Genomic DNA, 13,166 nt, shown 5'->3' with positions numbered 1-13,166 from the left:
CTGTGTAGCCGTCTTCTCAAATTGCCAGAGGCTAACGCCTTGGGGGTTTTCCCCATGAGCAACTGGCCTGCGAATTCTATACGAATGGCTCTAAGTTGATACCAATGACAGATGTGCGCCCCTAGTGCATATTGTATCTGGGTAAGATGGAGATAAATACTTAGACTTTCTACGTGAACCAAATATGATTTTCTAGTTCAATCTGGTAAAATCTCTCTCTACGTTCTTGGCTCGTCTTGGTAATTGTCGGTTGTGGGGACTAATTAAGTTGTTGGACAGATGCCATTTACACTGTTCAAAAAATGCGGTTTGTTGTACTACCCAAACCGATAACCACAGGCGTAGTGATAGCACAAGCCGTTCGTACTGAGTAACTGAACTTCTCAAACACTCCAAGATAAAGCTCAAAACCTATGACGAGAAAAATCTTAACTGGACTGAGTTCAGCAGCCTACGAACACCCTTTTGATCGCAAAGCCTTGGCTTCTTTGCAAAATATGCCTGGTGTCTCTCTGCTACTCAAAAAAATTAACGAATACGGTATTGATCGCTTACTCAGACTGCAAAGCCTTGGTAGTGAAATCAGAATTTCATCCCGTAATTTTCCCCAATTGCATGAAGCATTTGTAGAAACCTGCCAAATTCTTGATGTTGCTCCACTTCCTGAACTGTATCTGTTTCGAGGTACAGGTCACATTCAAGCCTACATTGTTGGCGTAGAAAAACCCCTTGTTGGTATAAATTTAGATGCAATGGAGTGGCTTGGCGCAGATGAGTTGATTTACGTTTTTGGACACGAAATCGCTCGCATCAAGAGTCAGCACATGGTTTATCACCAAATGGCAATTGTTATGCCAAGTTTAAAAAATTTGTTGAACAGTACCACACTGGGGGTTGGTGGCTTGGTAGCTAGTGGTATGGAACTAGGTTTGTATAATTGGCGGATGATGGCTAGATTCACTGCCGATCGCGCTGCAATGCTCGCTTGTCAAGATATTGACGTAGCAACTACTACACTGATGAAAATCGCAGGTTTGCCAGATGAGTATTTGACTACTGCTGTAATCGAAGATTTTCTTGTCCAAGCCCGTGAGTTTGCATCGAATAATTTTGACAGTATTGATAAGGTTACCAAAATATTAAGCTATACAGAACCTGGGCTTTCTTGGGTAGTTATGCGGGCTGGCGAGTTATTAAAATGGGTTGATTCAGGAGAATATGAAAATGTAATTCAACTGAAAAATTTAAAAACACCAGAAGAAGCCCAAGAAAATGAAGGAAAAACACCCGAAGAAAAAGAAGGGTGGAATTTTTTGACTTCTTGGTGATTGAATTTTAGATTTTAGATTTTAAACTAGCGAATCACCTAAGAACTAAGAGTAACGGCTAATTTATCAGCAATTCCGGCAATCCAATTTTCATCTTGTTTGGTGTAGCTGCGAGGAGCATTCGCGCCCAAAATTAGAGCGCCTTGGTTACCAATAGGTTGACAAATTACACCTTGAGTATTTTCTGGTAAATAATCAAATTCAAATCTACCTGGATATACTTTTAGTGCAACTAGATAAATCGGCTTTTGTTTTTCGAGTACCTGTTTTAAGATTACTCCTGGTACAACCTCAGATTTAGTAGCTAGAATCCCGCGACGCAACAAAACTTTACCTTGATAATAAACGACAAGCGATCGCGTGACTGTATTAGTCAACAATAAATGAGATGCCCAGGCTAGCTCTGTTTTCACGGCTTCAGGTAAATCTGCTGCTATTACAAAACCAACTTCACCAATTAGTTCTACAGTATCAGGCGATCGCGGCTGAACTTGCTGCCAAATTAAACCCGTCAAAATTAACACCGCACTCAAAATCACGCCCACCACATCACCACGCGATTGAGATTGGGTTAGTTCCGGTGTTAATAAACGGTTAATCAGCAAAAGTACAGCGCCTAGCCCACCCACGACAATGGGTAGACGCCGCAAAACTCGATTAGGATCAGGTTTAGTCATCCTTGGAAAAAGTTATGAGTTATATCAGTTATGAGTTGAAGAAAGTTTTTAACTCCTCACTTCTAACTCTTCACTCCTAACTATTTTCACTCCTCCCCTGGTTCAATAATTCGTTGGAAAAGATAACCAGTACCTCGGGCTGTAAGAATCAATTCTGGGTTGCTAGGATCATCTTCTAACTTTGCCCGCAAACGGGATATATGCACATCCACTACGCGGGTATCAACATGACGCTCTGGTGTATAACCCCAAACCTCCTGCAAAATTTCCGAACGAGAAAAAGGTTCTCCAGAGCGACTAACTACCAACTCTAACAAGCTGAACTCCATACCAGTCAATCGAATCCGCTCATCACCTTTGTAGACTTGTCGCTTATTGGTATCGATTTTAATGTTAGCGACATGGATTACCCCAGAACTAGGAATGCCAGATCCACCGGTTTTGTCTACCCGCCGCAACACTGAGCGAATTCGAGCTTCTAGTTCTTTGGGGGAAAATGGTTTAACTACGTAGTCATCAGCACCCAATTCTAGACCAGTGATGCGATCGGCCACGTCCCCCAAGGCTGTTAGCATAATAATGGGGACATCTGATTCTTTTCGTAATTCTTGACATACACCATAGCCGTCTAGCTTTGGCATCATTACATCCAAAACTACCAGGTCAGGATCAGTTTTGCGAAAAATATCTAATGCTTCTTCGCCGTCGCCAGCTGTCACTACATCGTAGCCAATCATCGAAAGGCGCGTTTCCAAAATCCGGCGAATGCTGGCTTCGTCGTCTACCACCAAGATTTTTTCTTTATGGCTTTCCAAGTTTATCAACGCTCCTTGACTAAAAATTTACATGATTAATTTTTAATACCATAATATTAAGATATCATTCTATGAATTGATTTGGAAAAACCTCTAAATACTACTATTATTGGTTTTTAGTTTTTTTCAAGAATTAAGTAAATATTAAGATTATTTAATAAGATTTAAGAATGGCAAAGCCAAAAACCTTTTTTGTGTGTAATGAATGTGGAGCAGAATCGCCCCAATGGTTTGGTAAATGTCCAGGTTGCGGGACTTACAATTCTCTAGAAGAGCAGATTACTATCCAATCCTCAGTAGATGTACCCAGTCGGGGGGGAGTGAGTAGTTGGCAATCAACTCAAACTAATGGCAAATCTCACGCTAAACCAGCTAAAGCGCGAGCCTCCTTGACATTTGACCAAATTACCGATCGCCAAATTGCCCGATGGGAGTCTGGTTATGGAGAATTGGATCGGGTGCTTGGAGGTGGGGTTGTCCCTGGCTCTATGGTGTTGATTGGTGGCGATCCGGGTATTGGGAAATCGACTTTATTACTGCAAGTATCAAATCAATTAGCACAAAAATATCGCATCCTTTACGTAACTGGTGAAGAATCGGGACAGCAGGTAAAATTACGCGCTTCTCGTTTGGGAGTATCAAAAAGCGTAAATGTGGTTAATGATGAGAATACCACTGTGGTAGTAGATGCGACACTTCCCATAGATCCTGACAGTATAGGTGCAGATTTATATGTATTGCCAGAAACAGATTTAGAAGAAATTTTACGGGAAATAGACTCTCTCAAGCCAAATGTGGCGGTGATTGATAGTATTCAAACGGTGTTTTTTCCGGCGCTGACTTCTGCACCAGGTTCGGTGGCTCAGGTACGGGAATGTACAGCAGCATTGATGAAGGTGGCGAAACACGAAGATGTCACTATGCTGATTGTGGGACACGTTACCAAAGAAGGAGCGATCGCTGGGCCAAAAGTCTTAGAACATTTAGTTGATACGGTGTTGTATTTTGAAGGCGATCGCTTTGCCTCCCATCGGTTATTACGCACAGTGAAAAACCGCTTCGGTGCAACTCATGAAATCGGCATCTTTGAAATGGTGGCGGAGGGACTAAGGGAAGTCTCCAACCCTTCAGAGCTATTTTTAGGCAACCGTGACGATCCAGCGCCAGGTACGGCCATTGTCGTGGCTTGCGAAGGCACCCGCCCGATAGTTGTAGAATTACAAGCCCTTGTCAGTCCTACCAGTTACCCCTCACCCCGGCGGGCTGGTACTGGCGTAGATTACAACCGCTTGGTGCAAATTCTCGCCGTCTTAGAAAAACGGGTGGGAATTCCGATGTCCAAGTTAGATTCTTATGTTGCTTCAGCGGGTGGGTTGAATGTGGAAGAACCGGCGGTAGATTTAGGAATAGCGATCGCCATTGTAGCTAGTTTCCGCGATCGCATAGTCGATCCCGGTACAGTATTAATCGGTGAAGTTGGCTTAGGTGGACAAGTGCGATCGGTTTCCCAAATGGAACTGCGGTTAAAAGAAGCTGCTAAATTGGGATTTAAACGAGCGATCGTCCCCAAAGGAACAAAATTTCCCGACCTAAATATTGAGATTTTACCAGTATCTAAAGTCATAGATGCAATTATCGCCGCCATTCCCCATCAAGAACTTACAGAAGAAGATTTAGAACCTGATGAAGATGAGTAACTATAGCCCCCCAATTTAACGGGGGTTGAGGGGATTTAAAACAGTCCAACACCAAGGTAAAATCCGAGATTTTAACACCACCTCAAAGGAAAACCGATGACCACAACCCTCACCCAAGGCTACCAAATCACTTGGGAAAAACTACCCGATGATTACAAACTCCCAGATGATCCAGTGGACAACATCAATCAACCAGCTTTAGCTGCTGCACTCACAGAAAGCCTACAATTAGCTGGAAAAATTTCAGTTAACGCCCTAACTTCAACCAATTATGGCATTTGCGCCACATTGAATGGCAGAATGGTCATCAAAGCTCCTGATTGGGCATACATACCTAATATTCGTGTTGAACGCGAAGAGGTAAAACGCAGTTACACTCCCGAGCTACAAGGAGAAATACCAGTAATTGTGATCGAATTTATTTCCGATACACAGGAGACGGAGTATTCTATCAAAGCGACATATCCCCCAGGAAAATGGTTTTTTTACGAGCGCATCTTAAAAGTGCCAAACTACATCATCTTTCAGCCAGATAGCGGCAATGTGGAAATGTATCGCTTAGAAAGCACAGAACAGTACATTTTGCAAGAGCCTGATGAAAATCAACGCTACTGGATAGCCCAGATGAATCTTTACCTTGGGCTGTGGCAAGGTACTCGTGAAAACCGTACAGGAAAGTGGTTACGGTGGTGGGATGAACAAGGAAACCTTCTGCTTTGGGGTTCCGAGTTAGCTGAACAAGAACGCCAACGCGCCGAACAAGAACGCCAACGCGCCCAACAACAACAACAACGTGCTGAACGACTAGCAGCACAATTGCGGGCTGCGGGGATTGAACCAGAAGTGTGATGAAATGTTTTAGGAAAAATTGAAAGCCACTGAATCCCCGACCTTTTTTGAGAAGTCGGGGATTTTATTTCTCACAAATGATTAAGTAGGGCTAAATACCAGTTGTTAGGAAAGATCAAAGTTTAACAACTGCGATGTCTACGACGGGCTATTCGGCGTCGCCACAGGTTTATTACGATTGAATATACTGCTATTGTCGGCTGCACCAGAATCGCCTAAAATTTACCTTGCCAAATGCCCTAGTAATGAAACAAATCAAAATTATTGTAGAAAAACATTCTGACGGTTATGTTGCCTATCCTCTTGGCATTAAAGGGGCGATAGTTGGTCAAGGTGACACCTATGAAGAAGCCTTAACCGATGTCAAGTCAGCTATTCGCTGCTATATTGAGACATTTGGCAAAGAAATGCTCGAAGATGAATCACCAGTAATCGAAGCTTTTTTGACAGAAGCAGAGGTGGCTATTTAATGCCGAAGTTTCCTGTCGATGCTCCAAAAAAGAGAGTTGTAAACAACCCAATTTAGAAAGGTCGCATAGAACGTTTATACATTCCACCTTGCCAAACGCCAATATTTATGGTGTGCCAAAATAAATATCAGTGATACTTTGCTAATCATCAGCCTTGCTGCGATCGCTTGACTTTTAAGACAGTCGCTACACTAATTTTAGTATTCCCATCGTCGTGCTTCTAAAGGCAACCTCTGGCAATGTTCATAGCTATTAAAACACTACAATAGAAACACATAAGATAAATTGTATCGCCCTCAGTATAATGACTGTAATTGCTAGACCTTCATCCTTAATCGGCAGTATCAGAATAGAAAAGCTGGATAAATTTCACCTATTCAAATTTAATGATGAACTGCAAGCACGGATGGAAGAACTTTTAGAACGTAAAAAAGCTGATTTACTAACTCCAGAAGAATTTATCGAACTTGAAGAAATTGGAGAACTAGATAGAATTTTCACCCATATAAATGCAATGTTAGTAGCTCAACAATAATGATTGATGATGCTACTAAAGAAATTCTCCGAAGACGAGCAAATTATCTGTGTGAGTATTGCCATTCTCCAGAACGCATTTCCACAACCAGATTTACAGTAGACCATTTGATACCAAAGTCTATTGGTGGTTCTGATGAACTTAATAATTTAGCATTGGCTTGTCGTCGTTGTAATGAACGTCGCTACAACTTTGTCGCTGGATATGACCCAGAGACTAAAGCAATAGTCCCCCTATTTAATCCTCGTCAACAAATTTGGTCAGACCATTTTCTTTGGTCAGTAAATGGTAGGACAATTATTGGAGTTACCCCCACAGGTAGAGCAACCTGCAAGCGACTTGATATTAATGATGAACGCTATTCAGAAGATGACTCCATTCGCAGTGCGCGGGGTTTTTGGATTCAAGCTGGCTTACATCCTCCTAAAGAAGATCCAACTGGAAAGTAATCAATAAAAATAATAATTTTTACTATGACTTCTTCTCCCCCCCACTATATTCCTCAATCTGATCCCCCGCTTCCTCCTTGGGAAACTCTACCAACGATGTATGATTTACCAAGTGACAACCCAGAGGAACCAGGTTTGCCAGACGATTTTCACTTTTTGCAACCCTTACTTTTATACTTAACTTTTCAGCCCATTAACTGGAATCCCGAACTAGTTTATAGTGCGGCTGACCTTAATCTCTACTATGATTTAGAGCATCCTTTGTGGTATAAGCGCCCAGATTGGTTTGGTGTAGTAGGTGTAGGAAAATTATACAAAGGGCAAGACTTACGGTTAAGTTATGTAACTTGGCAAGAGCCAGCAAACCCCTTTGTGGTTATTGAGTTATTATCTCCAGGTACAGAAGACGAAGATTTAGGCACAAAAAGAGAAAGTCCAGCAGATAAACCTCCTAGCAAATGGGAAGTTTATGAACGAATTTTGCGGATTCCCTACTATGTTGTTTTTAGTCGCTACACTAATGAACTTCGGGCTTTTCAGTTAGTCGGCGGTCACTATGAACCAATGAACTTGACTAATGGATACCTACTAATGCCAGAGATAGATTTAAGTTTAGGCTTATGGCAAGGTTCATTTCGAGATATTGAAAGGTTGTGGTTAAGGTGGTTCACTTTGGCGGGAGAATTAATTCCCGCACCCACAGAGGAAGCTGCTGCTGCAACCCAACGAGCGATGATTGCAGAACAAGAAGCTACAGAAGCTAAACAAGAAGCTGCTCAAGCCAAACGAAAAGTAGAAAAATTAGCAGAACGTTTGCGTCAGTTAGGCGTGAATCCTGATGAACTAGATGAATTATTGTAGCTTTAGGAGTATTTTCTTATACGCAGCATAATTTTCTGCTGTTGAGGAATTACTTGTAATGAAAACTTTGATCGCCGTGTGTCGAAGCGTTTATTTTATAACGATATTGGCTCCCATAAAGATTAATTTTTGAGAGCAATGTCTACGACGAGCTACGCTAACGCATATTCAGCACTTGAAATACATATAATAATTTCTTCGGCAAGTTTATAGCAACCTCAGTTTTTCTGAGAAACTATGATATCATGCTATATCCTTAGTGTTCCAAAGCTCAGTACCAATAGAGTTGCTAGGGATAAAATGTGGTTCATCTGCGAATCCAAAAGGCGATACATAGAGCAGTCGCAGAGATTACCGCAGAGACTGATTATGTTCCGGCTGGTAAAATACGTAAGTATGAGTAGTATGATCGAACTACTCAGGTAAAAATTGTCTATTTGGTCACACAAGACCGTCGAAAGATTGTAGAAGAGTGTATTTCCTTGTTTTGACAGTGGTGCTAATCTCAATTTTAGGGATGTTATAAGGCTTTATCTGCTAGAGTTTCTCATTTTCAGCAAACTGAATAATTTATTAATAATAAAATCGCAAGGAGTGCGATGAGATGTCACAGTCCCATATCACAAGACCAGAAATAGCTGCTGGAACTCTAATCGATAACCGCTATATTATCCAAAAACTTCTCGGACAAGGAGGATTAGGGCGAACTTACTTGGCCTTTGACACTCGTCGGTTTAATGAAGCTTGTGTTCTCAAGGAGTTTGCGCCCATTGGCACAGGGGAGAGTGGACTGGAACAATATCGCAACTTGTTTAAAAGAGAGGCAAAAATTCTTCATCAATTGCAACATCCTCAAATTCCCAAGTTTTTAGCTTGCTTTGAAGGAGATGGTCGGTTATTCCTAGTACAAGAGTATGTTGACGGTAAAACATATTCTAGGGTGCTGGGAGAACTTCAACGTCAAGGAAGAAACTTTTCTCAAGAGGAAGTTATAGAGTGGCTAAAAAATCTGCTGCCTGTTTTAGAATATGTTCACCAGCACAACATCATCCATAGAGATATTTCGCCTGATAACATAATGCTACCTGATGGCAAGGATCTGCCAGTGCTGATTGATTTCGGTGTCGGCAAACAAATTGCTGACATGAATGAAGGGAGAAGTTCTAACCAGCAGGTAACCTTTGTTGGCAAAATGTCCCTTGTCGGCAAAGTGGGGTATGCTCCCCGCGAACAGATTAGCTTGGGTTTATGTTCCCCCTCTAGCGACCTTTATGCTTTGGGGGTAACAGCTATTGTACTACTCACAGGTAGAGATCCATCCTTGCTAATGGATCAATATTCCTTAGAATGGAACTGGCGTTATTATACCTATGTTACTAATGGATTCGCTCAATTACTCGATCAAATGTTGGCAGATAGACCTAACAAGCGATACCAAACAGCTAGGGAAGTTCTTATAGATTTAGAGCGGATTGGAGAACCAGAAGTGGTAATGTCTCCAGCAATCATACTTGATGATTTGCCCGCCACCGTATTTAATCCTGAATTTCAGCCTATGTCGGCAATATCGCCGTCATCCAACCAACCTGGAGAAAGAATTTTTACACCCACTTCACCAGCTACTTTGCCAATTGGGCGAATCAAAGAACAGCAACCTTCGCTCCAACCAGCATTTATTAAACATTGTCACCAAGAGTTAGCTTACCACATCGGCCCAATGGCAAATCTAGTTATAGAAGAAATATTAGAGCAAAATGCTTACATTTCACCCGACCAATTTATTGAACTCATAGCCAGGGAAATTCCTGACTTTCAAGCAGCTTTTGAATTCAAAAAAAGCTTATTTTCATAAATATTTAAACCACCTTTCATTTAGAGATAATTTTGAATTGTTTAACTAATTCTCCCAGTTTAATTTGCATAGCGACTAAGCGCAGCCAGTTTTGAAGTTGAGCCTCAATTTCCGTTGCACAACTAAATTACGAATTACGAATTACGAATTACTTTAGTCCCCCATACCTCCCTGAGTGCGTTTGATTCTTTTCATTGCCATTTCTAAACTTAACTGCATCCGTTTAAAGGCTTTAGCTAAATTACCAATTTCATCATTAGACATTTGCTCGAATTCAACTTCCATGTGTCCAGTACTAACTTCTTCGGCGATGCGAGTCATGCGTTTGAGAGGCATAACAACTTGTTGATTTAAGAAAAAGTTTACTAACAGGATAGTAGCTATAAAAATAGTTGATACAATTAGAATAATTAGTAAAGAAGACTGATGGGCTTTGTTGATGACGTTATTTGCTGGTACTGTAATAATCTGAGCGCCGACAATTTCATTCAGCTTCCACCCAAATCCATTAGCTGTACCATAAAGATTAATCATACTTGGAGGTGCAGCTTCGGGTACACTATGGCACTTCAGACAGCTTTCTTCAGAAATTGGTAGCGGACGAGCAATATAAAAGATATCGCCACCAGGAATTGAGCGAAATCCACTCACTTCTTTAATATCTGATTTATTTCTGAACCTTTCTACAATTTCCGTTTCAAAACCGTCAGCTTTATCCCGAAGATTTGTGGGATTGAGAGTTGCTTCTTTATAAAAGAAGTCACGGTAATCTGGTGTTTTCCGTAAAATCTCAAATACCTCGCGTGCTGAGTATGCAGGCACACTTTGTGGCAAAAACTCAGTTTGCAATTTATCAGCTAACTCTGGATTAACTTGAGTATTGGTGTATTTACGAATAGAACTCATGGTTTGCATGAGTATAAGACCTGTTGAGCTAATATCTTGTTTAGCATTCTCTCTAAGCAGAGAAGAAAGAGCAAATCCACTCAAGCTCAAACCGAAGGTCAGAATTACCAAGAGCAGAATTGTAAACTTTTGTTTCAGTTTTAGATTCTTTAGCATAATTTTACATTAACTACGAGTCAAATTATTATGACCAAATATCGCTAAAGTCATCGTTTACTTTAGCATGAACAATCAAATAAAATTTTGGTGTAAAGGTATAGTTTAGCTAAAACTATTAGGGTATACCCAACTCTATATTAGTAATTATTGAGGTTAATCAAAATGTTCTCTAAGTAACTCATTCAAAAAGCTACAACACTAATTAAAATTGAATTTCCAAAAATTTGTGTTGGCTTTTATGATCCGTGCCAAAATAAATACCAGGAATTGTCAAATATTACTAATGGTGTGGAATGCAGGAAAGTCTTTATTCGGTGGACGCTACATTATTGAAAGCCAACTAGGTGAAGGCGGAATTGGCATTACTTATCTTGCCAGAAATCAACGAAATCAACTGCGAGTGATTAAAACTCTCAAAGAAGAAATTCTGAATCACCCCGCCTGGATACTCCACCGAAACAAGTTACGGCAAGACTTCCGTGATGAAGCAGTTCGGCTGGCTGTGTGTCACCATCCTCATATAGTACAGATAGAAACCATCTTTGATGAGGGAAATTTGCCCTGCATGGTGATGGATTACATCGAAGGTGAAGACTTAGGACAGCGTTTGAGACGGATGGGGGTGCTATCAGAAGCAGAAGCGCTACTCTACATCAGGCAAATTGGGGATGCTTTGACGCTAATTCACTCTAAAGGGCTGCTGCATCGGGATCTGAAACCACGTAATATTATGATCCGCATTGATAAATCAGAAGCAGTGCTGATAGATTTTGGTATCGCTAGAGAATTTATTCCCAATATGATCCAAAGGCATACAGTGTATCGTACTCCTGGTTTTGCCCCACCTGAGCAGTATGAATCAGAAGCGCCACGAGGAGAATATATTGATATCTACGCCTTAGCTGCTACTTTGTATAATCTGCTTACCGCAGTTATACCGACGAATGCAGATGATAGACGTCACAATGTTAATTTAGAACCACCACAATATTTTAATCCTAAAATCAGCGACAGGGTGAATCAGGCTATTATATGCGGCATGGATTTGGATTCTACTTATCGTCCCCAGTCTGTGCAGGAGTGGTTGGATTTATTGGGTTCTGATTCTGGTGGCGATAAGATAGCACCAATATCATCTACCTTGGTGATAACGCCTAGACTTAAACCATCTCCACTTGTATTAGATCAATATAACTGGCAATGTGTACAGACCCTCAAAGGTCATTCTAGTATGGTTCATGCGATCGCCATTAGCTCAGACGGGCAATTTATTGCTAGCGGCAGTAATGACCATACTATTAAACTTTGGCAACTGGGTACTGGCAAGCTAGTGCGTCAACTGGGTCGTTGGTCTTCTGGTCATTCCAGTATGGTTCATTCCGTCGCTTTTAGCCCAATCTCCTCAAAGCTTTCTTATCAAGGGGAGTCTGGCAAATCTGCGGGAGTTGCAGACCTGAACCGGGGAATCTTAGCTAGCGGTAGTTGGGATAACACCATCAAATTGTGGGATGTAAACACAGGCAAAGAAATTCGTACTCTCACTGGTCATACTAATTGGGTAAATTCCGTTACCTTTAGTCCAGATGGCAAATTTCTGGCTAGTGGCAGTGTTGACTGCACAATTAAACTTTGGCAAGTCCACACAGGCATAGAAACCCAAACTCTCATAGGCCATTCTGACTCAGTTTCGTCAGTTGCCTACTCTCCAAGAACGCCTGCAACGAATAGCAAGGATAGGCAGCTAGTAGCTAGTGGCAGTACTGATTACACCATTAAATTATGGCAAGTATACACAGGCAAAAACATTTGTACATTATTAGGTCATTCCTTCTTCGTCAATGGTATCGCCTTCAGCCAGGATGGGGAAATTATCGCCAGTGGCAGTGGTGACAACACAATTAAACTGTGGGATGTAAATACAGGTAGAGAAATTCGTACTCTGGTTGGTCATTCTGATTCAGTTTGGTCTGTTGCCTTTAGCCATGATGGGCAATTTCTCGCTAGTGGCAGTTGGGACAATACTATCAAACTGTGGCACGTAGACACTGGCAGAGAAATCAGCACACTTATAGGGCATTCCAGTTATGTTCGATGCGTCGCATTCAGTCCCGATGGTCAAACCCTAGTTAGCGGTGGTGATGATGATACTATTAAGATTTGGCGACGGGGATAATTCGTAATTCGTAATTCGTAATTCGTAATTCGTAATTCGTAATTCGTAATTCGTAATTCGTAATTCGTAATTCGTAATTCGTAATTCGTAATATAGGACTTTGATTTTATTGCGTGAAAAAACTCCGTACACTCAAAAAGTCTTCTTTCCTACTCCCACTCCCAGCCTACGCAAATAATTTCAGGAATCAAACCGGATTCCTATATTTTTGCTTATGAATAAGAATTAAATAACATACAATTTATGTCCGACAGCTTACCTCACCCTCAATCCCTCTCCGATAGATTGGAGAGGGATTGAGATAATTGATGAAGTTTTGCATTTTATTTAATTTACGTTCCTTAATGTGGTTCAATATTTTTAAACCTACAGATAGAAATGCGATCGCCCATAAA

At 41.2% G+C, this 13,166-nt stretch carries 12 protein-coding genes; 9 read left to right on the top strand and 3 right to left on the bottom strand.

Annotated features, from left to right (window positions below):
* The first annotated feature begins 413 nt into the window (after positions 1–413).
* Positions 414–1,328: a M48 family metallopeptidase gene (locus tag V7K73_RS00465; protein ID WP_334876121.1), complete on the top strand. Its 915-nt coding sequence runs from the start codon at positions 414–416 to the stop codon at positions 1,326–1,328.
* Between the two features lie 38 nt (positions 1,329–1,366).
* On the opposite strand, the gene V7K73_RS00460 is transcribed toward V7K73_RS00465, so the two are convergent.
* Positions 1,367–2,005, bottom strand: coding sequence for a cofactor assembly of complex C subunit B (locus V7K73_RS00460; RefSeq protein ID WP_334876119.1), 639 nt, complete (start codon positions 2,003–2,005; stop codon positions 1,367–1,369).
* Between the two features lie 86 nt (positions 2,006–2,091).
* On the bottom strand, positions 2,092–2,820 hold the full coding sequence (rpaB, locus tag V7K73_RS00455; protein WP_190731301.1) for a response regulator transcription factor RpaB: 729 nt from the start codon (positions 2,818–2,820) through the stop codon (positions 2,092–2,094).
* Positions 2,821–2,990: 170 nt separating this feature from the next.
* On the opposite strand from rpaB, the gene radA reads away from it, so the two are divergent.
* The 7 genes from radA (at position 2,991) to V7K73_RS00420 (ending at position 9,533) form a co-directional block, all read left to right on the top strand.
* Positions 2,991–4,517, top strand: coding sequence for a DNA repair protein RadA (gene radA, locus V7K73_RS00450; RefSeq protein WP_334876115.1), 1,527 nt, complete (start codon positions 2,991–2,993; stop codon positions 4,515–4,517).
* Between the two features lie 96 nt (positions 4,518–4,613).
* Positions 4,614–5,366 carry a Uma2 family endonuclease gene (locus V7K73_RS00445; protein ID WP_334876114.1) on the top strand — a complete coding sequence of 251 codons (753 nt, stop codon included), beginning with the start codon at positions 4,614–4,616 and terminating at the stop codon, positions 5,364–5,366.
* 245 nt (positions 5,367–5,611) lie between these two features.
* On the top strand, positions 5,612–5,836 hold the full coding sequence (locus V7K73_RS00440; RefSeq protein ID WP_334876113.1) for a type II toxin-antitoxin system HicB family antitoxin: 225 nt from the start codon (positions 5,612–5,614) through the stop codon (positions 5,834–5,836).
* A gap of 304 nt (positions 5,837–6,140) precedes the next feature.
* A complete protein-coding gene (locus V7K73_RS00435; RefSeq protein WP_442936716.1) occupies positions 6,141–6,371 on the top strand; it encodes a hypothetical protein in 231 nt (76 codons plus the stop codon).
* Positions 6,371–6,820, top strand: a complete 450-nt coding sequence (locus tag V7K73_RS00430; protein ID WP_442936715.1) for an HNH endonuclease — start codon at positions 6,371–6,373, stop codon at positions 6,818–6,820. Before V7K73_RS00435 ends, V7K73_RS00430 begins: the two co-directional genes overlap by 1 nt.
* A 24-nt stretch (positions 6,821–6,844) precedes the next feature.
* Complete coding sequence (locus tag V7K73_RS00425; protein WP_334876111.1) at positions 6,845–7,681, top strand: Uma2 family endonuclease; 837 nt, start codon at positions 6,845–6,847, stop codon at positions 7,679–7,681.
* A 604-nt stretch (positions 7,682–8,285) separates the two neighbouring features.
* Positions 8,286–9,533, top strand: a complete 1,248-nt coding sequence (locus V7K73_RS00420) for a serine/threonine-protein kinase (protein ID WP_334876109.1) — start codon at positions 8,286–8,288, stop codon at positions 9,531–9,533.
* Positions 9,534–9,686: 153 nt separating this feature from the next.
* On the opposite strand, the gene V7K73_RS00415 is transcribed toward V7K73_RS00420, so the two are convergent.
* Positions 9,687–10,595, bottom strand: a complete 909-nt coding sequence (locus tag V7K73_RS00415; RefSeq protein WP_334876107.1) for a c-type heme family protein — start codon at positions 10,593–10,595, stop codon at positions 9,687–9,689.
* A 286-nt stretch (positions 10,596–10,881) separates the two neighbouring features.
* Between V7K73_RS00415 and V7K73_RS00410 the strand changes: the two genes are divergently transcribed.
* Positions 10,882–12,771 (top strand): serine/threonine-protein kinase, encoded by a 1,890-nt coding sequence (locus V7K73_RS00410; RefSeq protein WP_334876105.1) that lies wholly within the window; start codon positions 10,882–10,884, stop codon positions 12,769–12,771.
* Positions 12,772–13,166 lie beyond the last annotated feature (395 nt).

Origin of the sequence: Nostoc sp. (assembly GCF_036916975.1) — a bacterium.
GTDB lineage: Bacteria > Cyanobacteriota > Cyanobacteriia > Cyanobacteriales > Nostocaceae > Nostoc.
This window is presented reverse-complemented; position numbering and strand designations above follow the sequence as displayed.